We start from the raw sequence: 22,011 nt of genomic DNA on the forward strand, positions 1-22,011 counted from the left end.
CCTTAGAAATAACCATTATTAATTATAGTTCGTACTTTTTAGCAGCATCTAATTTTATAAAAATAAATAGTAACATAGTAAATCCCCATAAAGATGAACCACCATAGCTAAAAAAGGGTAGTGGAATACCAATGGTTGGGAACAAACCAATGACCATAGCCACGTTGATTAATACATGAAAAAAGAAAACACATGCTACACCATAACCATAGATTCTACTAAATTTAGATTTTTGTTTTTCTGCTAAGTATAAAATTCTAAGAATAAAAGCCATAAATAAAATTACGACTAAAGCAGAACCCCAAAAACCCCATTCTTCCCCAATAGTGCTAAAAATATAATCGGTGTCTTGTTCTGGTACAAACTTCCCTTGCGTTCTGTCTCCTTGTAAATATCCTTTTCCCCAGAACCCACCAGAAGCAATGGTTTTAATAGATTGATAAGTGTTGTATCCAATGTCACTAGTATCATCACTTAAGCCTAATAAAATGTTAAATCTATCTCTGTGTCTTTGTTGAAAAACATAGTGAAATAAAAAATAAACACTGTAAATATATCCACTAACAATTGTTAAAACACCAATAATTTTAGGCCAAACAAAACGTAATATTTTTTTACGTACTTTAGAAATATACCAAAGAATAATGGCTGTGGTTACACAAGCTCCCGCAATTACATATAAATATCCAAAAACCAAAGTAGTTACAAAAAGTACTATGGCCAAGGTTCCGATGATTAAAATATTTGAATGCAAACCTTCTCTGTAAAACAATAAGATAAAAGAAACGTATACCAATGCCGAACCAGGATCGGGTTGTAAGGTGATTAAAACGGCTGGAACCATAATAATCACAAATGTTTTTACTTTGTTTACAAAGGGCTTAAAACTAAATTGACGTTCGTTTAAAAGTCTTGCTAAAGCCAGTACTGTTCCTGTTTTTGCAAACTCAGTAGGCTGAATACTAAAACTACCAATGGCATACCAAGAGGTTGCTCCGTTAATGTTTTTACCTGCAAGGAAAAGTCCGGCAAGTAATATCATACAAGCCAAATAAATATAGGCAGCAAATTTTTCGTAAAAGCTACTTTCTATAAAAAGTAAAAAAATAGAAATCACAACAGAAAATCCCATCCAAATAATTTGCTTTCCGTAGCGTGTGCTAAAATCTAAAAGTTCTTGATGATTTTCGGAACTGGATGCAGCATATATATTCATCCATCCAAAACAGACGAGTATGATATATATAAAAACTAGTAGCCAGTCTATATGTGGTAATAAGTTAATTCTGTGATTTCTCAAGGGTTTGTATTGAAAGTTGTTTTTTGTATTCTGCTTCTAATGATTTTTCTATAAGGCTTTGAGAATTCTGTCCCCACCATGTTAAGGAAGTAGTTCCTTTTAAATATTTTTCTATCATTAAGCTAGCAATAGGAGCGGCTATGGTAGAACCAAAACCCCCGTTTTCTACAAAAATAGCCAAAGCAATTTTAGGATTGTCTTTTGGGGCAAAGGCAACAAATATAGAGTGATCTGCTACTTGATATTTTACACCATTTTTTCGAATAAAATTTTCAACTGTACCTGTTTTACCACAAATTTCTATGTCCTTTATTTGAACGTGTTTTGCAGTTCCGCTTTTATATACATCAGACATACCGTTAATAATAGGTTCAAAGTTCTTAGCATCAATAGTGGTATGTTTTTTAGTGGTGTATTTTTCTATCTTAATAGGGTTCCCGTTTATCTTCTTTAGAATATGTGGTGTAAAATAAAATCCTCTGTTAGCTATGGCAGCAATCATATTAGCCAACTGAATGGGAGTTGTTAAAATTTCTCCTTGTCCAATAGCATTAGAAATAGTGGTACTGTATCTCCAAGTTTTTCTAGGATAAATTTTGTCGTAATATTCGGAGGAGGGAATAAATCCTTTGGCACCAATAGGTAAATCATATCCAAGATAATCTCCCAGTCCAAAACTTTGTAAATGGTTTGCCCAATGCGTTAGACTCTCTTGTGAGGAATCATATTTTTCAAGTAATAATTTGTAGACATTTGAAAAGTAACTATTACATGATTTTGCTATTCCCAACCTTAAATCAATAGGTCTACCTGTAATTCCACAATGGCAGCCCATAAAGTTATTTGCCTTATACCCATATCTGTATCCATGGTGACAATAAAATCCTGTATTTGGAGTAATTACATTTTCTTGTAATCCAATTAATCCTTCTACTAATTTAAAAGGAGAACCAGGAGCGTAGGTAGATTGTAACCCCCTATCAAACATAGGTTTGTTTATGGTGTCATTAAAAAGCATTACAGAGTTTTTAGATCTTTCTCTTCCTACCATTAAATTAGGGTCATAACTTGGGGCGGTGACCAATGCTAAAATTTCTCCAGTACTTGGTTCAATAGCTACAATTCCACCTCTTTTGTTGCTCATTAAAAGTTCTCCATAAGCTTGTAAATCTAAATCGATGGTGAGTGATAAATCTTTACCGGGTTGAGGGAGTGTATCATAAATTCCTTCTTTATAAGGACCTATGACTTTGTTTAATCTATTCCTAAGCTTGTAAGAAACTCCTTTGGTTCCTCTGAGAATGTCTTCATATTCTTTTTCAATACCCTGTGTTCCTACCAATTCTCCTTGTTCATAGTAAGGATTTTTTCTGGCTAATTGTTCATTTACTTCGTTGATATAGCCTAAAACATTAGCTGCAGATTTGTGAGGATATTTTCTTAATGATTTACGCTGAATTGAAAAGCCTTTATACTTATGTATTTTTTCTTGTAAATAGGCATAATCTTCTTTAGATAATTGACTTAAAAATACTGAAGGGAGCCATGGAGAATAATTTCTAGCTCTGTCCAGTTTGGTAGTGAGATAGTTTTTGTCAATTTTTAATAAATTACAAAATTCAATAGTATCAAATGCTTTTACCTCGTTAGGGATGACCTTAACATCATAAGTTTGTTCATTAGCTACCAATAATTTTCCATTTCTATCATATACAAAACCTCGTTCAGGATATGTATAAATACGTTTGATGGCAGATCCACTCAATGAAATTTCATTGCTATCATGATGAACAACTTGTAAGAAAAAAAGCCTTGCAACAAATATAAATCCTGTAATTATAACTAGTAAAGGAAATAACAGGCTTCTTTTTTTCATTGTTTTTTTGTTGAGGTAAATATGGATAAGAAAATAACGACCACAAAGGTAGTAAATAAAGTATTAGTGAACGTTTTGAATAAGATAGTTCCCACATAGGAAACGTTAAAATATTCTAAAACGTATACAATAAATTGATGTATAAATGCAAAGGTTAAAATAAGTATTATTTTAGGTAATGTTCCGTAGTTACTATATTTAAAAAGCTTTAAGTTTAAATCTTTATCATTAAAAATAAATTTAATAATAGGGAGTCTTACGTATGAAATAAATAAAAGTGCAGCAGTATTTACGCCTCCAGAGTTGCTAAAAATATCTAACAAAATTCCAAAAAGGAAAGTACTTAGTAGTAAACCTGTAATGTCTTTTCTAAGAGGATACCATATAACAAAAAGCAAGCATATTTGAGGATTGATGTATCCAAAAATTCGCATGTGATTTGCAATGAGTACTTGTAAAGGAATCAATAACAAAAAACGACCTAGTATTTTAAAAGAGTCACTATTCATTTCTTCGTTTTTCTAGGTTTTCAATTTCTGTTTTATGTAAGTTTTTAATAATGTAGACATTGCTTACATTTCTAATATCATTAAATAAAGCAATGTTTATTTGTTCGTATCTATTGTTACGATAAGTAATGTTAGATACGCTACCAATTAAAATTCCAGCAGGAAAAATACTAGATCTACCTCCTGTAATAATTGTGTCACCAACTTTTAAAACAGCTTGTCTAGGAATGTCTTTTAGTTGGACTTCTTTTGTTGATTTTCCATCCCAAGAGAGTGTTCCAAAATAATCGGCATTTTTTAATTTTGCGTTTACTTTAAAATTGGTGTTTAAAACAGAAATAGCAGAAACATAGTTGTTAGAAACGTTAGTTGTTATTCCTATAATACCTTTTGGATTTACAACAGCCATATCTACATTGATACTATCATTTAAGCCTTTGTCTATAGTTAAAAAGTTATTACTCTTGTGAAAATCATTATTAACAATTTTTGCAGGAGTATAAGTGTATTTCTGTTGATTTAAAGAGTCAATACTATCTAAAAATATTGTTTTTTTAGGAGTACTAGAATTAATATAATTGATGAGTTTTGTATTCTCCTCTGCTAATATTTCGTTTTCTTCTCTTAGGTGTAAATAATCTCTAAAAGAGGTTACGTTATTATACAATCCACCTGAAATTTCGTTGGCAGAATTGATAAACTTACTTTTTCTATAAGAGTGAAATTGAATGGTTAAAAACAATGCAATCAATTCTAAAACAAAAAATAAGAGGAAGCTCCTGTTTTTTTGAATTAAATATAAAATGAATTGCATGTGCCTAACTTAATAATACAGATTTATATTTTTCTAATTCTTTTAAAGCAATTCCTGTACCTCTTACCACGGCTCTTAATGGATCTTCTGCAATATATACAGGCAAGTCTGTTTTTCTAGATAAACGCTTGTCTAAACCTCTAAGCATAGATCCTCCACCGGCCATATAAATACCAGTATTATAAATATCTGCTGCTAATTCTGGAGGTGTAGATGATAAACATTCCATCACAGCATCTTCAATTCTAAGAATAGATTTGTCTAAAGCTTTGGCAATTTCTCTGTAAGAAACTTGTACTTGTTTTGGTTTACCACTTAATAAGTCACGCCCTTGAACCAGCATGTCGTCTGGAGGAGTTTCTAAATCTTCCGTAGCTGCACCAATTTGAATTTTAATTTTTTCGGCGGTAGTTTCTCCAACATGTAAGTTATGTTGGGTACGCATGTAATACATAATGTCGTTGGTAAATAAATCACCTGCAACTTTTACAGATTTATCACAAACAATTCCTGCTAGCGCAATAACTGCAATTTCTGTAGTACCACCACCTATATCAATAATCATGTTACCTCTAGGTTCCATAATGTCTATACCTACCCCAATGGCCGCAGCCATTGGTTCGTAGATAAGATATATTTCTTTTGCATTCATGTGAATGGCAGAGTCTCTAACGGCTCTTTTTTCTACTTCTGTAATTCCAGATGGAATACAAATAACCATTCTTAATGAAGGAGCAAAAACTTTCTTTTTGATAGAAGGAATACTTTTTACAAACTCTTTAATCATTTCTTCAGATGCTTGGAAATCTGCAATAACCCCATCTTTTAACGGACGGATGGTTTTGATATTTTCGTGTGTTTTTCCTTGCATCAAACTAGCATCTCTACCAGTTGCGATTATTTTTCCAGTGGTCCTATCTCTTGCCACAATTGAGGGCGAGTCAATCACTACTTTTCCATCGTGAATGATAAGTGTGTTGGCTGTACCTAAATCAATAGCAATGTCTTCGGTCCAAAAGTCAAAAAATCCCATGTTTCTAGTTTGTATTTTTAATTCTTATATAATCTATCAAATGTAATCAAATTAATGTTTGAAATGACGGGTTCCTGTCATTACCATTCCGATTCCATTTTCGTTACAGTAATCAATAGATAATTGATCTTTTATAGATCCACCTGGTTGAATTACCGCTTCGATTCCTGCTTTGTGAGCAATTTCTACACAGTCAGGGAAAGGGAAAAATGCATCACTTGCCATTACAGCACCTTTTAAATCAAATTTAAAGTGATTTGCTTTTGCAATAGCTTGCTCTAAAGCGTCTACACGAGATGTTTGTCCAGTTCCACCTGCACATAACGTTTTATTCTTTACTAATATTATAGTATTTGACTTTGTATGTTTACAAATTTTTGAAGCAAACAATAAATCTTCAATTTGAGCATCAGTAACCACCTTTTCAGTTACGTTTTTCAAATCTTCTCTTTTATCAGTAATTAAGTTTGCATCTTGGAATAATACTCCGTTTAAAGCCGTACGGTAAGAAATTTTTGGTAACTCAACATCTTTTAAAATTAAGATTACTCTGTTTTTCTTTCCTTTTAAAACTTCTAAAGCGTCTGCATCGTAAGCAGGAGCAATTACTACTTCACAGAATAATTTGTGTATTTCTTCAGCAGTAGCTAAGTCAATCGTTTTGTTAGCAATTAAAACGCCTCCAAAAGCAGAAGTTGGATCACCAGCCAAAGCATCAACGTAAGCATCTTTTAAATTATCTCTTTGTGCAAAACCACAAGCATTGTTGTGTTTTAAAATAGCAAATGTAGGAGCTTCTCCTTTAAATTCGTTGATTAAGTTTACAGCAGCATCTACATCTAACAAATTGTTAAATGATAATTCTTTACCGTGTAATTTTTCAAACATAGCTTCTAAATCACCATAGAAAGCTCCTTTTTGATGAGGGTTTTCTCCGTAACGTAAAGGAGTTACTTTGTCAAAAGATTGACGGAAGTTGTTTTCCTCTTCGTTCATGTAATTGTAGATAGCAGCATCGTAGTGGCTAGAAACAGCAAAAGCTTTTGCAGAAAAACGCTTACGATCTTCTATGGATGTATTTCCGTTATCAGTAGAAATAATGTTTAAAAACTCATCATATTGTTCCATTGAAGAAACACAGATTACATCTTTAAAGTTTTTAGCAGCTGCTCTAATTAAAGAAATTCCACCGATATCAATTTTCTCAATAATATCTTGTTCAGGAGCACCACTTGCTACTGTTTTTTCAAAAGGGTATAAATCAACAATCACAATATCCATTTCTGGAATTTCAAACTCAGCCAATTGTGCTTTGTCTCCTTCGTTGTCTCTACGGCTTAAAATACCTCCAAATACTTTTGGATGTAAAGTTTTAACACGTCCCCCTAAAATTGATGGATATGAAGTAATGTCTTCAACAGCCACACAATCAATACCTAAGTCTCTAATGAATTTTTCAGTTCCACCAGTTGTGTAAATAGTAATTCCTAACTCGTTAAATTTTCTAACAATTGGCTCTAAACCATCTTTGTGAAATACTGAAATTAAAGCTGATTTAGCTTGCTTAGTAGTGCTCATTTTTATGAATTTCGATTAAAAAGGCAAAATTACTAAAAGTACCTCAAACGCTAAACTATTGAACTGTTTTATTATCAAACTTTTATTTATTTTTTCTTTATTCTCTTTTTAAAGTTTAAAATTGAAGTTTTGCTATGAAAAATAAAAAGATTTGGTGGTTTTTGTTGCGTTTTTTCGGCACCTATTTTTTACTTTTTTTATGTTACTCAGTTTTTTTATTAAGTACCCAGAGTAAAGCCCCCAAATTTATTTCTGATCCTATTACTCAACATGTTGCTAAAAGTACCGAGTGGGTTTTAAATATGTCTGGAAATCAGTCACATGTAGAGCAGCATCCCACTGAATTATCATTAAAATTATTTATGAATGATGATTATGTGGCAAGGGTTATAGAGGGCTGTAATTCTATGAGTATCATTATCTTATTTATAGCCTTTGTTATTGCTTTTAGAGGAGCCTGGAAAAAGACTTTTTTGTTTGCAATTATTGGGAGTGTTTCTATATATTTTGTAAATATTGCTAGAATAGCGTTGTTGTCTTATGGTATGGTTTACTATAAACAGTACGACATGATTTTACATGATTTATTTTTTCCAGCTTTTATTTATGGATATGTATTTTTATTATGGGTGATTTGGGTAAACCGTTTTTCAAATCTTAAAAGAAAATAATATGAAAAGGGGGATAAGATTTATACTAATAATGTTGTTGTTTTTCTGTTTTATATTGGTAAGAGCATATCAAGTAGCGTTGTTTTATGATCCATTAAATCATTATTTTGCTAATGATTACTTGTATTTACCTTTGCCTGATGTTGATAAAAGTAGATTGTTTGTATCTTATTTATCCAGATATCTCATCAATTCTCTTATTTCTTTTGCCATATTAAAAATAGCTTTTCCTCATAGATCCTTTATTAGAACCATTGCTACTTTTTATGCGTTGGCTTTTGTATTATTATCATCTATTCTTTTTAGTTTGATGATTTTTAAGATTGATGTAGGATATTTATTCCCTTTTTACATTCGTAGATTTATCATTCATCCTGTATTTATCATCGTATTACTTCCTTTTATTTATTTGATGAGAAAGCGTTACAGAATGAATTTAAAATGATGATTGATTAATATGGTTTAGTTAACACTTAACTGTAATTCATGTTGTATTTTTGCTGCTTAATTAAATTTTATGTGGATTTATTTTGGTTTAACAGCAGCATTATTTTTAAGTCTTAATTCAATATGTAGAAAAAGAAGTGTAAAAGGAAATGCTTTGTTTCCAGTACTTTTAATCAGTAATGGAATTAGTACTTTATTGATTGCACCACTCTTTATAGCCTCATTTTTTTACCCTGAATATCTTAAAGAAATAGGAATGTATATTCCTAATATTTCAATTCAAGATCATTTTTTTATTGGAATTAAATCTTTAATTATGACTTGCTCCTGGGTATTAACATTTTATGCTTTAAAGCATTTACCAATTACAATTGTAACTCCAATTAGGGCAGCAGGTCCGTTCTTTACCTTTTTAGGAGCTATTCTTATTTATAGAGAAAATCCTAGCGTATTACAGTGGGTTGGTTTTTTTACCATTGTAATTTCTATGCTTGCTTATTCCCAAATAGGAAAAAAAGAAGGGATTATATTTAAAAGCAACAAAGCTATTTTTGCAATTATTGGAGCTACTTTTTTAGGAGCAAGTAGCGGATTGTATGATAAGTTTTTATTTCAATATCAGCAATATGAAGTGTTAACCGTTCAATGGTGGTTTTTTTGTTATGTAACCATTTTTATGTCGGTACTGGTTTATTTTGTATATCTTCCTAAAAAAGAGCAAATGGGTAAATTTACTTGGCATTGGTCTATTGGAGCCATCGGAGTTTTAATGCTTTTGGCTGATTACTTTTACTTTAGAGGATTGCAAGACCCAGAAGTATTAATTATGTTGATGTCTGCGCTAAAAAGAAGTCAGATATTATTTACAGTATTGATAGGTGGTCTTATTTTTAAAGAAAAAAATAAGAGACTAAAATTAATTCCATTGTTTGGAGTAATAATAGGTGTACTTTGTTTGATGTACAGTGCTTAAATAGACACTAGAATTACTGCAATTAATCCTAAAATAATTCCAATGGTTTTTAATAAGGTTAGTTTTTCCGCTAAAAAAATAACTCCTAAGGCTATAGTTACCAATAATGCTAAATTTCTAATAGGAACTACTGTGCTTAACTTACCATGTTTTAAAGCTAAAAACCAACATACTTGAGCTAGTCCACCTAATACACCTCCAATCACTAAAAACTTAAGGTGTTTCATGTCTAATTTGGTTTTTTCTACCAGTGCTAAAACCGTAAGAATAATCATGTGACTCATAATAAATACAGAAGCTCCAAGCCCCGTAGAAAAAAAAGGAGTTCCTTGTTTGTAAAAAAACACACAAGAACCGAAAAGAATCATTGCTAAAATAGCGTAGACAATAGACATGAAAGTATATTTAGATAGGTAAAATTATTTTGGCTATGGAAAAGTAAATAAAGATTCCTAGAATATCATTACTGGTCGTAATAAATGGACCTGTTGCTAATGCAGGATCAATACCTCTTTTGTCTAAAATTAAAGGAACAAAAGTTCCTATCAAAGCAGCCATAATAATTACTACAATTAACGAAGAAGCAATGGTGACACTTAAGAGTACATCAGAATCTTGAATAAATCCGTAGGCAACAACCAGGCAACCTAAAACAATTCCATTGATAAGACTTAATCCTATTTCTTTAAATAAACGATTCCATAAACTTCCTTTGATATTATTGTTTGCTAAACCTTGTACAATAATTGCGGATGACTGTACTCCTACGTTTCCACCTACAGCAGCAATTAAAGGGGTAAAAAAGAACAATTCAGAATAATCTCTTAATAAATGACTGTCAAAACTACCCATAATAGCAGCAGCACACAAACTACCAAATAATCCAAGAATTAGCCAAGGTAATCTTGCTTTGGTCAATTCTAAAATACTAGCATCTGCTTCAACATCATCTGTTAAACCAGAAGCTAATTGGTAATCTTTTTCAGCTTCATCTCTAATAATATCAATAATATCATCTACAGAAATTTGTCCAACCAAACGTCCCATTTCATCAACTACAGCTACTACAACTAAATCATACTTTTGCATAATTCTAGCAACTTGTTCTCCTTTTTCATTGGCTTTTACAGAGGTAATAGAAGGACTATAAACATCTCTTACAGGTGTTTTTGTTGAGGTAGTTAATAAACTTTTTAAAGACAACCTACCTTTTAATACATCATCATCATCAACTACATATACAGTGTAAACTTTTTCAATCTCCTCAGCTTGCAAACGCATCTCTTTGATACTTTGCATACATGTCCATTTCTCGTTTACTTTAATTAATTCTTTTCCCATTAATCCCCCAGCAGTATCTTCATCGTAACGTAAAAGATCTACAATGTCTTTGGCATGTTCAATGTCTTCAATTTGAGAAATTACTTCATGCATTTGCTCATCAGAAAGTTCAGAAATCATATCTGCCGCATCGTCAGATTCTAACTCATTAACCTCATTGGCAATTTCTTCGGATGACATTCCTTTAAGAATCTCTTCACGAACACTTTCATCTAATTCAACAATAGCATCAGATGTTTTATCAGTATCAACAATTTTAATAATGGCAATGGCTAATTCGGGTTCTATTTCTTCAAATAGTTCCGCTAAATCGGCATAGTGCACATCTTTAAAAACTTCTACAATCTGTTCTGTATTGTTTGCTTCAATAAGATCAGTTAAGTAGTTGATAAATTCTTTATTGATTTGAAATTCCATTTTTTTCTATTAATGCAGTTAGTTCAATAAATCCTTCTACAGATACTTGTTCGGGTCTTTCATTAAATATTTTATGAGTTCTTAATTCATCAGAAAGATTTAAACTTTTAAGGCTACTACGCATCATTTTTCTACGCTGACCAAAAGCCGTTTTTACCACCTGCTTAAATAATTTGTCTGAAACAGGCAGAAATAAATCTTTTTTGCGTTTCATAATCATGACTCCAGAATCTACTTTTGGTGGTGGATTAAAAACAGTAGGAGGCACGGTAAATAAATATTCGGTATCGTAATAAGCTTGGGTTAGTACAGATATAATTCCGTAAGTTTTGCTTCCAGGAGGAGCACATATTCTCATGGCTACTTCTTTTTGAAACATTCCTCCAAACTCAGGAATTAAAGCTCTATAATCAATAGTTCTAAATACTATTTGACTAGAAATATTATAAGGAAAATTCCCAATAATGGCAAATTGTTGATTTTTAAAAATATCGTTTAAATCTATTTTTAAAAAATCCTTTCCATAAATTCTTGGTCCTAAATGTAAATAATGAGCCTGTAAATATTCTACAGATTCATCATCTATTTCTATCACGTGCGTAGTGTATTTTTTTTGTAAAAGATACTTGGTCATCATTCCCATACCTGGACCAATTTCTAGCACATTTTCGTATCCTTTTTCTGATAAAATATCAGCAATTTGCTCGGCAATACTTTCATCTGTTAAAAAGTGCTGACCTAAATGTTTTTTTGCTCTTACTGACATGTTATTTGTTTTTTTTATAGTACCTAAAAATAATAAAGGCAACAATGGCTACTAAAATATATGGGATAATCATTAAGGTTACAATTCCATCATTTAATCCTTTTGCAAAAGAACTATCTCCATTTTCTACTACTGCCTTACACATGGCACATTGTCCATAGTTAGCTATAGAAGTTAAGCATAGAAATAAAAGTAATATGAATTGTAGTTTTTTCATTTTTTGTTTTTCGTTTTCCGAACATCGATCATCGAAAATCGTTTTTCGACTATCGATTGCTTATTGATAATTGTAAATTGTTCGCTGTTAATTGCTAACTGACAACATAATAAGGGTTAATCATAATATAAACAATCACTCCTGTGATGGCTACGTATAACCAAATAGGAAAAGTATATTTGGCCATTTTTCTGTGTTTTTCTACTTCTCCATTAATTCCTCTTACAAAAGTAGTTAGTACCAATGGAATGACCGCAATGGATAAAATAATATGTGATATTAAGATGAAAAAATACACGTATTTAATAGCTCCTGTTCCTCCATATTTTGTAGAGTCACTTGTCATGTGATACAATACATACATTACCAAAAACAATGCAGAGCAGACCATGGCAGTTTTAATTAAAAACTCGTGTCTTTTAATATTTCCGTTTTTTACAGATATAACAGCGGCTATTAATAAAATAGCAGTAATACCATTAATGGTTGCATAAATAGGAGGTAAGAAAACAGGTAAAGTCATCTCTATTTTAACTCCAAATAAAACAGCTACTGCTACTGGAATAACAATAGACAATAGGGTAATTAATTTTTTGTAGTTTTTTTTTGTTTCCATGTTACTCGTTTAATAGTAAATCAATATCTTCTTTTAATAATGCTACTTCTTCAGTTTCGGTTCCTTGATAGAAAATTTTAGGATTTCCATATTGATCTGTTCTAGATCTTAAATATCCGTTTTTATCTACCAAAGCAAAAAATCCTTGATGTTCAAAACCACCTTCAACTTCTGGATTTAAGCCTGCAAAAATATTTAAACCTTTGTTAGCCATTTCGTAAATAGTATCTCTATCTCCGGTTAAAAAATGCCAGTTTAAACTAGTGACTCCGTAATTTTCTGCATATTCTTTTAGAACCATTGGAGTATCATAACTTGGGTTGATGGTAAAAGAAGCAATTCCAAAATTATCTCTTTTTCCAAATTCTTCCTCAATAGTTAACATATTTCTGTTCATAATTGGACAGATGGTAGGACAGCTGGTAAAAAAGAATTCCACTACAAATACTTTGCCTTTGTAGTCTATGTTAGAGATAAGTTGATTGTTTTGATCTGTAAACGAAAATTCCGGCATTTTTCTAGCCTCATCATTGATTACCAAATAAGCCAATCCACTTTTGTTAGGCAATCCTTTTGGTTTTGTATATTTTAAACTAGTGCTTTTTGGGTTTGAATGGTGTTTGAAGTTTCTCACCACAAATATTCCAAATAACAAAATAATAAAAACGACTCCGATGTATGAATATTTATTTTTCATCTTTTCCTAATCTTTCTTTTCTAGAGGTGGTTGATACTTCTTGTTCGTAAAAAACATTTTCGGTATCTGTTAACAGTTTATTTTTCATATCGTTTACTGATGACATATCATAAGCAAACACATCTTCACCAATTTTATCATCATCAGTTCTTCCGCGTTGGCTGTTCTTTTTATCAATAATAAATGCTTGGTTAGAAGCTAAATTACTATCTAAAGCTGAGTTGGTTTTTAGAGACTGATAAAGTTTTGTGGTTTCTAAGGAATCTAAGCAAATAAATTTCCACTTGTAAAATTTATCACCAGCAGTTTTAGATAATTTTTCTTGAATATCTTTTATTTCAGTATTGTTTTCACCAATATAAAAAGAAATCATTTGAAATTTTTTGTACTTATCTAATTTTTTAAAGACAACTTCATTGATATTAAATAGTTGAGTTTCTTTTAAAGTAGGTTTGGTTCCTAAAAAAGTAATCACATTAATGTTGTCTTTAAAAGAAGTGGTGTCTTTTTTAAAAGTAGCTACTTCTAATACATTTTCTTGAAAGACTTCACAAGGTTTAAAGTTTACATCACCTAATGATAAGAAAATAAAGAAGCCCAAAGGACCTATGAATAATAAGATTAAAATAATTTTTTTCTTCATAATCACTAAAATTTAAATACTAAAAAAGGCGGAATAAATCCACCTTTTATATGAGTTATAATTCCAAAGAATTAGTATTTCCAGTTAATATAAGAACCCATTACTTCGTGAATATAATGTCCTTCAATTAGTAATAAAGTTACCAAATAAGGAATTAAAATAATTAACGGTAATATAATTGAGTTTACAAAGTTTTTACGCTCATGATTCATGTGCATAAAGTACCACATAATTCCTGCAGCTTTAACTAATGTTAAAATAATGAAAATCCAGTTTAATAATGAAGTTCCTAAAAAGTTAGTAAAGTGTAAACCATGAGGTTTAATAATACCTAAAATTACTTCAACAATAGTTACTATAGATAAGAATCCGAAAACTTGCCAGATTAACTTAGTGTTTGATTCGTGTTGTCCCATAATATATAATATGAATGCTATTCGCTTTTATAATTAAACTAAGTAGAAGAATGTAAATACAAATACCCACACTAAATCTACAAAGTGCCAGTACAATCCAACTTTTTCTACCATTTCGTAATGTCCTCTTTTTTCGTAAGTACCTAACAATACGTTAGCAAAAATAATAATATTTAAGATGATACCAGAAGTTACGTGGAAACCGTGGAAACCAGTAATAAAGAAGAAGAAATCTGCAAATTGGCTAGAACCATATTCGTTAACTTCTAAGTTAGCTCCTTCAACAACTCTAGCAGATTGCTCTAAGTATTTTAAAGCTTCAGCTTTGTTAAGGATTACAATTTTTTGTTTTGTTTCAGGATTTATTTTTTCTAAACGAATTCCTACTTCAGGATTGTGTTTAAAAGATTCTAGAATTCCTTCAGTAGTATATTCTGACGTAGTTTCACCTTTTTCGTTCCACAATCCGTTGTAACGAGTGTGTTCTGAAATAGGGTTGTTTTTTTCTGCAAAATCAGCTAAAGCAATTTGTTTTCCTTCTTGGTTTACAAATTGAATAATTTTACCATCCTTTAATTGAACAGCTCCATATTCACCTTTAATAAAGTTTTTCCATTCCCAAGCCTGAGAACCAACGAAAACCAAACCACCAATAATAGTAAGGAACATGTAAAGAATTACTTTTTTACGTTTCATTTGATGACCTGCATCTACAGCCAATACCATAGTAACAGATGAGAAAATTAAGATAAAGGTCATTAACGCAACGTAGTACATTGGATAATTTCCATGAATTCCAGGAAAGTGAGTAAATACTTCATCTGCAATAGGCCATACATCGATGAATTTAAAACGAGTAAGTCCATAAGCGGCTAAAAAACCTGCAAAAGTTAGAGCATCAGATAAGATGAAGAACCACATCATCATTTTCCCATAACTTGCACCTAATGGTTTGGTAGCTCCACCTTCCCATACATTTGTGTTCTGATCAGCAGTTGTTGCTTTCATAAGTGTTATAATTGATTGTTTTTGTTCGGTTTTTGTTCGAATGGCAAATTTATAAATTTACATTAAGTATTAAAATAAAAGAATAAAAATAGTATTATCCATAGTAAATCTAAAAAGTGCCAAAAAATACTTCCTAGTTCAAATCCTAATGTGTTGCCATTGTTGTATTTACCTAATAATTGTCTAATGGTCATTACAATTAAAACAATTAAAGCGGCAAATATATGTAACAAATGGGTAAATACAATCACCATTAGCATAGATGATGAGATCAAACTTTTAGGTCCGGTAAAAAATAAACCAGCTTCTCTAAGCTCAGCAAAACCATTTACTTGTGATACTACAAATCCAATTCCTAAAAATAATGTTATTACTAACAATATAGAAGAAATATTGTTTTTTTGTTTTTTAGCGGCTAACAACGCAGCATGTACAGTTATACTACTAATAATTATAAGTACAGTGCTGGTGACCAAAGCAGTTGGTAATTCAAAACTAACCCAGTCCTCTCTGTTGCTACTAATTACATAAGCACTTACCAAACCAGCAAACATCATGGTCATACTAACCATAGATATCCATAACATTGGTTTTGCTGCTTTTCTTCTGGCGATATTTAATTCTTGATCTAAAGTCATTTTGTTTTCCATTTTATTGGAGAAATTTATCTATTATATATATAATTTGAATGGCTGTAATGTAAAATACACTTGCCAACATTAGCTTTTTAGCTGTTTGTTTGGTTAAATCTTTATAAAGTTGTACCCCATAATAGAATATAACAGCACCACTTAAAAAGATAATAATAGCGGTTACAGGATAAATATAAAATTGTCCTGTAAGTTTAAATACTGGAATAATTGATACAAAAATTAAGAGAACTGTATAAAGTAAAATTTGGATAACAGTTTTTCTATCTCTTTTACCAGTAGGTAATAAGTTGTAACCTGCTTTTAAATATTCATCGTGACCTAACCAACCGATAGCCCAAAAGTGAGGGAATTGCCAAAAGAATTGAATCATAAAAAAAATACCGGCTTCTATTCCAAATCTATCTGTAGCAGCTACCCATCCTAACATGAATGGAATGGCTCCAGGAAAAGCACCTACAAAAACAGCCAAAGGTGTAACTCCTTTAAGTGGAGTGTAAGCACAAGTGTATAAAAATATGGATACGGCTCCTAAAAGCGCACTTTTTTCATTAATGGTATAAAGAATATACAGTCCTAATATGGTAAAAACAACTGCAATAATCATGGCAGTATTTGTATTGTATCTACCCGTTGGCAAAGGCCTGTTCATGGTTCTTTGCATCAACTTATCAGCATCTATCTCTATAATCTGATTAAAGGCGTTTGAGGCACCTACCATTAAGTAACCTCCAACGGCTAATAACGTTACAGTAGTATAGTTAATAGTATCCGCTGCGAGTAAATAACCAGCTATTGCCGAAAAAACGACACTTAAGGAAAGTCCAAATTTGGTAAGTTGTTTAAAGTCGCTTAAAAAAGTGTCTTTATTAATTACCAATCTTTTATTTGTATTTGGCATTGGTTTTTAGTACTTCTGAAATTTGTGCAAAGATAGAGATATTATTTTCTTAGGAATTGAACTTATAGATTTTATTATACCTAAGTTTTGGTAGTTATTTCTACGGATGAAAAAAAAATAAAAAAAAAGCAATATTATTTTTTTGTGAACAGAAATATCTCTTATATTTGCACTCGCATTTGAAGAAATGCAAACGTTCAAAAAAACATTGTATTAAACATACCAAATATTTAGTGTAAACTAAATGCTCAAGTGGTGGAATTGGTAGACACGCTGGACTTAAAATCCAGTGGGCAGAAATGCCCGTATGGGTTCAAGTCCCATCTTGAGTACAAAGTTTAAAAAAAATAAGTTTACACACGCTCAAGTGGTGGAATTGGTAGACACGCTGGACTTAAAATCCAGTGGGCAGAAATGCCCGTATGGGTTCAAGTCCCATCTTGAGTACAAAGCCTCATCGAATTTTCGATGAGGCTTTTTTTTATCCCTCTTTTTTTTAAATTTTTTCTTGAATAGTGTTGAACTCATGTAGGTGCAGGACAGCTTTTTTTATGATTTATCATAGCTTTAGATTTTTAAATAATATCCATGAAAAATTATAGAGTCTTATTACTGTTGTTTGTTAGTTGTTTTATTATGTCTTGTAAACAAGTTAAGCAAACAGATCTTTTAAAAAATCAAATAACTAATGAATTAAATCCTGATTGGGTAAGTAAAGTAGGAGCAAAATATTTTAGTGTAAGTGATAATGTTTATTATGTGAACGATTTTGGAGCAGTAAATGACGGTGTTACTTTAAATACCACAGCGATTCAAAAAACCATTGATGAATGTTCTAAAAAAGGAGGAGGTACAGTTACTTTTAAACGCGGAAAATATTTAAGTGGTTCTGTTTTTATAAAATCCAATATTAAGTTTTTAGTTCCTAAAGGGGTGAAAATTAAAGGAAGTGAAAATATTAAAGATTATAAAGAAATAGAGACTCGTGTGGCAGGAATAGAAATGATTTGGCCAGCTGCATTGATCAATGTCGATAATCAAAAAAACGTAACTATAGAAGGTGATGGAGTTATTGATGGGCAAGGAAAGGTATTCTGGGATTACTATTGGGATTTACGTAAAAACGACTACGAACCAAGAGGTTTAAGATGGATTGTAGATTATGATGCAAAAAGACCACGAACTTTATTGGTGTCAAATTCTGAAAATATTTTTGTTAAAGAGTTAAATATTCAAAGAGCAGGTTTTTGGACGGTTCAGGTGTTGTATTCTAAATATGTAACAGTTGATGGATTGGTGATTAGAAACAATATAGGAGGTCATGGACCAAGTACAGATGGGATTGATATTGATTCTTCAAAATGGATTTTAGTTCAGAATTGTGATATTGATTGTAATGATGATAATTTTTGTTTAAAAGCAGGAAGAGATTGGGATGGTCAACGAGTAAATAGATCTACAGAATACGTGGTTATTAAAGATTGTATTGCAAGAAAAGGAGCAGGATTGTTTACCATTGGTAGTGAAACTTCAGGAAGCATTCGTCATGTATATGTATCTAATATTCATGGAATGGGAACTAAAAATGGATTGAATATCAAATCAGCAACCAATAGAGGAGGGACTGTAGAAGATATTATTGTAGAAAATATTAAAATGGATAAAGTAGGAACTTTTATGCAGGTAGGAATGAACTGGAATCCTAACTACAGTTATTCAAAATTACCAAAAGAGTTTAATAAAGATTCTATTCCTGCACATTGGAAAAAAATGTTACAAAAAGTAGAACCAGCTAAAGGAATTCCAACCTTTAGAAACATTACTCTTAAAAATATTGATATTAAAGGAGCAGATATAGCGATTAATGTAAATGGTATTGAGAATTCCATTATAGAAAATATTGTGTTAAACAATGTTTCTATTCAAGCAAAAACTGCAGGACAAGTTAGCTATAGTGCTAATTGGATTTTGAATGATGTGAAAATTATTTCAAAAGATCAATCTAAAGTGCTAGTTAAAAACGCAGAAAAAGTTGTGTTTGATGAAGAAGTTTACAGTGCTGAATAATAATTTTTAATTTAGCGAGAATAGTAAATAAAAAAACGATAAAAATAATGAAGAAGTTAGTAAACGTAAGTCTTTCAATAGTTTTAACGGGACTTTTATATGTGTCTTGTAAAGGTACACAAGAAGTGGATAAAACAGATATTGTATTAACTAATAGCTCAAGTTTTACATTAACCGATAAAGCGGTTTCTATTGATAGAACTTTATTAAAAATAAATAATGAGGAGGTTAAGAAATATCCTTTACTGATGGTTATTTCCGATACCATTCCTTCTCAATTGGTAGATACAGATGATAATGGAGAATGGGATGAAATATTTTTTGTCACCAATTTTTCTGCTAAAGAAACAAAAAACATCACTTTAACTTGGTTAGATGCTCCTCCAAATTATGTGGTAAGAACCAGTGCAAGATTTGGAAAACGTAGTTCTAAAACCACTCCGGTACAACCTGCTTTAGAAGAAACTTTAACTAGAAAAGAATTGCCTAAAAGTTTAGGGTATCAACAATATCAAACAGACGGTCCTTCTTGGGAAAATGACAAAGTAGGTTTTAGGCATTATTTAGATGGTAGAAATGCTAAAGATTTGTTTGGAAAAACAACTTCTAAAATGTCTCCAGAAGATGTTGGAATTAATGATAAAGGAGCGGTGGAAGATAATTATCATGTCATGGAGTCTTGGGGAAGAGATATTATGTCTGTAGGAAATTCTGTTGGTTTAGGTGGTTATGCTCTTATTACTGATAGTGAATTGATGAGATTAGGAGTTACTGTTAATGATTCAATTAATAATATAGAAAAAACCACGTTTAAAATTCAGACAGAAGGTCCAGTAGAATCAATATTGACTTATGATTATCAAAATTGGCAACCTAATGAAAGAACATATTCTGTAAAAGAAAAAACAAGTATTTGGCCAGGAATGTATGGATATAAAAATACAGTAGCTGTTTCGGGGCTTCAAGGAGATGAAAATTTAGCAGTTGGTTTGGTGAATATTAACAATGATGATCCATTAAATGTTTGGGATGAAAATAGTAATTATGTAGTGTTGTACACTCATGACAAACAAACTTATAACAAAGAATGGTGGTTAGGAATGGCTATTATTCTTCCAAAAGACAAATATGTTGGTTATACGGAGGCTCCAAAAAAGGGGGATTTAACCAATACTTTTTTAGCTAAATTAAAAATAGAGAATAATCAACCTGTTAGTTATTTTGCTGTGGCTTGTTGGGAATTAAGTGATTCTAAGTTTGTAGATAAAGCTTATTTTGAAAATTATATAAAGCAGTTAACAAACCAGTTATCTGCTAAAATAGGAGTAGAGATAAAGAATTAATACTTTTAAGAGATTCATAAAAAAAGCCTCATCAAGATTAATTGATGAGGCTTTTTTTATTTTGGTAATTATAGTGGTTTAAAGTGATTGATAAACTACGGTTAAACTTTTTGTAATGTTCATAGTTCCTGAGTTGATGTCTATGGTTGGGGTTGAGTCTGAAAAAGCTTCAAGGTTAGCGGCTTTATACATCGGTTTTGGTGAGTCACTCGGTGTAGAATCATTATTGCTTATGGAGGTGATAATGATTTTAGAGTTAGATGGCATAGACTTAGATTCAGCCTCTTTAAATAGTTTTTCAGCTAATGTGTTAGCATTGTTTAATGCCTTTACGTAAGCTTCATTTTCAGCTTCAGTTTTTTTACTGTAATCAAATTGAATACCGTTTACAACGATGTCTTCATTACTTAGTAATTGAGTGTATATTTTTTCTAAATTGCTAATGTTTCTAAAAGTTACCGTGGTGCTAATGGTAGCTCTATACCCTTTAAATACTCTTTCACTTTTTACCCAATCATATTCTTTGTTGATTTGTAAGTTGCTAGTTTGAATATCTTTTTTTTCTATTTTTAATTTAGAAAGGTCTTTATTTAAACTGTTAGATATTTGGGATATTTCCTTTCTAAGAACATCAACATCTTTACTTGTTTTTGTAATGCTAATATTTGTGGAGGCAATATCTGGTGTAACTTCTACCTCTCCTTTTACAGTAAGGGAAATCATTTGAGCATTTAAGGTAGTGAAGCTACTAAGTGAAAATAAGATGGCTACTACTGCTATGTGAATTTTTTTCATGTTTTTTTATTTTTAAGTATTGTATAGTGAGTATATGTAAAAGTCGTGCCAAAAATAGTTAAGCAATGTTGTTTAATCTTTCGGTATCTTTTTTGGCTTTCTGATATTTCCAATTCATCCACTTTTCACCTAATGTTTTTCTCATCAAATTTTCAACATTACGCATCACCACAATGTTGTAAACCGCTTTGGCTACATTTGATGGTTTTTTAGCAATGGTTCTTAAACTCATAGAAAATCCTGGAGTAATATATTTCATGTAGTGCCAATATCCTTCAGGAATGTATAACATGTCTCCATGTTCTAAATTGGCAATGTATCCCGATGCATTTTTTAAAGCAGGAAATTTTTCAAGATCAGGGTTAGAAAAATCAATTTCTCTCAGTGTCATTAAAGAGTTAGGGACTTTGTACATGTATTTGTTTTGTTGTTGATCAAACAAAATACATTGTTTTTTTCCTTCAAAATGAAAGTGAAAAATATTAGCTAAATCAATATCATAATGCATAAAAGTGTAAGAATCATATCCACCAAAAAATAAGGTGGGTAAACTTTTAATAAAAGTTAATCCTACATCAGGATATTTAAAATCATCTTGTAATACAGGAATTTCTTTTAAAATATTCCATAAAAAAATTCTAAACTTAGTAGGTTCTTTTTTTAGCAAATCAACATAGTCACTCATTTTCATTTTTGAATGGGGGCTGTTAAATTTTGCTTTTGGGTCTACGGGTCTATCATCGTACAAAGGAACTATTTTATCTCCAGCAATTTCTTTCATATAGGCCAAAGACCATTTGTTAAATGCAGGCCAATCTTTAGAGTAGTTTTTTACAATTACAGGTTTTTGGGGTTTAAAATAGTTTTGTATAAACTCTTCTTTGCTCATTTCTGAGAGTACGTCTATTTCTTCTAATTTCATGAACCTATTAT

The 22,011-nt window shown here is 31.1% G+C and carries 24 protein-coding genes and 2 tRNA genes; 7 read left to right on the plus strand and 19 right to left on the minus strand.

Annotation, left to right across the window (positions count from 1 at the left end):
• Positions 1-22 precede the first annotated feature (22 nt).
• The 6 genes from rodA to purH are packed head-to-tail and all read right to left on the minus strand — an operon-like array spanning position 23 to position 7,110.
• Complete coding sequence (rodA, locus tag BUB70_RS11920; protein WP_073121904.1) at positions 23-1,300, minus strand: rod shape-determining protein RodA; 1,278 nt, start codon at positions 1,298-1,300, stop codon at positions 23-25.
• A complete protein-coding gene (gene mrdA / locus BUB70_RS11925; protein WP_073121907.1) occupies positions 1,281-3,176 on the minus strand; it encodes a penicillin-binding protein 2 in 1,896 nt (631 codons plus the stop codon). Before mrdA ends, rodA begins: the two co-directional genes overlap by 20 nt.
• Entirely contained in the window at positions 3,173-3,685 is a 513-nt protein-coding gene (locus tag BUB70_RS11930; RefSeq protein WP_073121909.1) for a hypothetical protein, read from the minus strand. The genes mrdA and BUB70_RS11930 overlap by 4 nt, the downstream gene beginning before the upstream one ends.
• Complete coding sequence (gene mreC, locus BUB70_RS11935) at positions 3,678-4,499, minus strand: rod shape-determining protein MreC (RefSeq protein ID WP_073121911.1); 822 nt, start codon at positions 4,497-4,499, stop codon at positions 3,678-3,680. Before mreC ends, BUB70_RS11930 begins: the two co-directional genes overlap by 8 nt.
• A 4-nt stretch (positions 4,500-4,503) precedes the next feature.
• Positions 4,504-5,532: a rod shape-determining protein gene (locus BUB70_RS11940; RefSeq protein ID WP_073121913.1), complete on the minus strand. Its 1,029-nt coding sequence runs from the start codon at positions 5,530-5,532 to the stop codon at positions 4,504-4,506.
• Between the two features lie 51 nt (positions 5,533-5,583).
• On the minus strand, positions 5,584-7,110 hold the full coding sequence (gene purH / locus BUB70_RS11945) for a bifunctional phosphoribosylaminoimidazolecarboxamide formyltransferase/IMP cyclohydrolase (RefSeq protein WP_073121915.1): 1,527 nt from the start codon (positions 7,108-7,110) through the stop codon (positions 5,584-5,586).
• A 134-nt stretch (positions 7,111-7,244) separates the two neighbouring features.
• Between purH and xrtF the strand changes: the two genes are divergently transcribed.
• The 3 genes from xrtF to BUB70_RS11960 all read left to right on the plus strand — a co-directional run bounded on the left by xrtF (position 7,245) and on the right by BUB70_RS11960 (position 9,201).
• Complete coding sequence (gene xrtF / locus BUB70_RS11950; protein WP_073121917.1) at positions 7,245-7,781, plus strand: exosortase family protein XrtF; 537 nt, start codon at positions 7,245-7,247, stop codon at positions 7,779-7,781.
• 1 nt (position 7,782) lies between these two features.
• Positions 7,783-8,226, plus strand: a complete 444-nt coding sequence (locus tag BUB70_RS11955) for an exosortase F system-associated membrane protein (RefSeq protein WP_073121919.1) — start codon at positions 7,783-7,785, stop codon at positions 8,224-8,226.
• 72 nt (positions 8,227-8,298) lie between these two features.
• On the plus strand, positions 8,299-9,201 hold the full coding sequence (locus BUB70_RS11960; protein ID WP_073121921.1) for a DMT family transporter: 903 nt from the start codon (positions 8,299-8,301) through the stop codon (positions 9,199-9,201).
• On the opposite strand, the gene BUB70_RS11965 is transcribed toward BUB70_RS11960, so the two are convergent.
• From BUB70_RS11965 to cyoE, 11 genes are all read right to left on the minus strand, one after another.
• Positions 9,198-9,596, minus strand: a complete 399-nt coding sequence (locus tag BUB70_RS11965) for an EamA family transporter (RefSeq protein ID WP_073121923.1) — start codon at positions 9,594-9,596, stop codon at positions 9,198-9,200. The genes BUB70_RS11960 and BUB70_RS11965 overlap by 4 nt on opposite strands.
• Before the next feature lie 10 nt (positions 9,597-9,606).
• Positions 9,607-10,959 carry a magnesium transporter gene (mgtE, locus tag BUB70_RS11970; protein ID WP_073121925.1) on the minus strand — a complete coding sequence of 451 codons (1,353 nt, stop codon included), beginning with the start codon at positions 10,957-10,959 and terminating at the stop codon, positions 9,607-9,609.
• The gene (gene rsmA, locus BUB70_RS11975) at positions 10,940-11,725 is read right to left on the minus strand and encodes a 16S rRNA (adenine(1518)-N(6)/adenine(1519)-N(6))-dimethyltransferase RsmA (protein ID WP_073122021.1); all 786 of its coding nucleotides are present in this window, start codon (positions 11,723-11,725) and stop codon (positions 10,940-10,942) included. Before rsmA ends, mgtE begins: the two co-directional genes overlap by 20 nt.
• A 1-nt stretch (position 11,726) precedes the next feature.
• The gene (locus tag BUB70_RS11980) at positions 11,727-11,942 is read right to left on the minus strand and encodes a hypothetical protein (RefSeq protein ID WP_073121927.1); all 216 of its coding nucleotides are present in this window, start codon (positions 11,940-11,942) and stop codon (positions 11,727-11,729) included.
• Positions 11,943-12,036: 94 nt separating this feature from the next.
• The gene (locus BUB70_RS11985; protein WP_073121929.1) at positions 12,037-12,558 is read right to left on the minus strand and encodes a DUF420 domain-containing protein; all 522 of its coding nucleotides are present in this window, start codon (positions 12,556-12,558) and stop codon (positions 12,037-12,039) included.
• 1 nt (position 12,559) lies between these two features.
• A complete protein-coding gene (locus BUB70_RS11990) occupies positions 12,560-13,255 on the minus strand; it encodes an SCO family protein (RefSeq protein ID WP_073121931.1) in 696 nt (231 codons plus the stop codon).
• A complete protein-coding gene (locus tag BUB70_RS11995) occupies positions 13,245-13,898 on the minus strand; it encodes a hypothetical protein (protein WP_073121933.1) in 654 nt (217 codons plus the stop codon). Before BUB70_RS11995 ends, BUB70_RS11990 begins: the two co-directional genes overlap by 11 nt.
• A gap of 71 nt (positions 13,899-13,969) precedes the next feature.
• The gene (locus BUB70_RS12000; protein WP_073121935.1) at positions 13,970-14,314 is read right to left on the minus strand and encodes a cytochrome C oxidase subunit IV family protein; all 345 of its coding nucleotides are present in this window, start codon (positions 14,312-14,314) and stop codon (positions 13,970-13,972) included.
• Positions 14,315-14,347: 33 nt separating this feature from the next.
• Positions 14,348-15,322 (minus strand): cytochrome c oxidase subunit 3, encoded by a 975-nt coding sequence (locus BUB70_RS12005; protein ID WP_073121937.1) that lies wholly within the window; start codon positions 15,320-15,322, stop codon positions 14,348-14,350.
• 62 nt (positions 15,323-15,384) lie between these two features.
• Positions 15,385-15,972 (minus strand): cytochrome c oxidase subunit 3, encoded by a 588-nt coding sequence (locus BUB70_RS12010; protein WP_073121939.1) that lies wholly within the window; start codon positions 15,970-15,972, stop codon positions 15,385-15,387.
• 1 nt (position 15,973) lies between these two features.
• A complete protein-coding gene (cyoE, locus tag BUB70_RS12015) occupies positions 15,974-16,873 on the minus strand; it encodes a heme o synthase (protein ID WP_073121941.1) in 900 nt (299 codons plus the stop codon).
• 246 nt (positions 16,874-17,119) lie between these two features.
• Between cyoE and BUB70_RS12020 the strand changes: the two genes are divergently transcribed.
• The 4 genes from BUB70_RS12020 (at position 17,120) to BUB70_RS12035 (ending at position 20,283) form a co-directional block, all read left to right on the plus strand.
• Positions 17,120-17,205: transfer RNA gene (locus BUB70_RS12020), tRNA-Leu, on the plus strand.
• Positions 17,206-17,234: 29 nt separating this feature from the next.
• A tRNA-Leu gene (locus tag BUB70_RS12025) sits at positions 17,235-17,320 on the plus strand.
• Positions 17,321-17,509: 189 nt separating this feature from the next.
• A complete protein-coding gene (locus tag BUB70_RS12030; RefSeq protein ID WP_234950300.1) occupies positions 17,510-18,940 on the plus strand; it encodes a glycoside hydrolase family 28 protein in 1,431 nt (476 codons plus the stop codon).
• 47 nt (positions 18,941-18,987) lie between these two features.
• On the plus strand, positions 18,988-20,283 hold the full coding sequence (locus BUB70_RS12035) for a DUF4861 domain-containing protein (protein ID WP_073121945.1): 1,296 nt from the start codon (positions 18,988-18,990) through the stop codon (positions 20,281-20,283).
• A gap of 78 nt (positions 20,284-20,361) precedes the next feature.
• On the opposite strand, the gene BUB70_RS12040 is transcribed toward BUB70_RS12035, so the two are convergent.
• Together BUB70_RS12040 and BUB70_RS12045 are read right to left on the minus strand one after the other, a co-directional pair.
• Positions 20,362-21,078, minus strand: coding sequence for an SIMPL domain-containing protein (locus BUB70_RS12040; RefSeq protein ID WP_073121947.1), 717 nt, complete (start codon positions 21,076-21,078; stop codon positions 20,362-20,364).
• 58 nt (positions 21,079-21,136) lie between these two features.
• On the minus strand, positions 21,137-22,000 hold the full coding sequence (locus BUB70_RS12045) for a cupin-like domain-containing protein (RefSeq protein WP_073121949.1): 864 nt from the start codon (positions 21,998-22,000) through the stop codon (positions 21,137-21,139).
• Between the last annotated feature and the right edge of the window lie 11 nt (positions 22,001-22,011).

The organism is Wenyingzhuangia marina (assembly GCF_900130035.1).
GTDB classification, from domain to species: domain Bacteria; phylum Bacteroidota; class Bacteroidia; order Flavobacteriales; family Flavobacteriaceae; genus Wenyingzhuangia; species Wenyingzhuangia marina.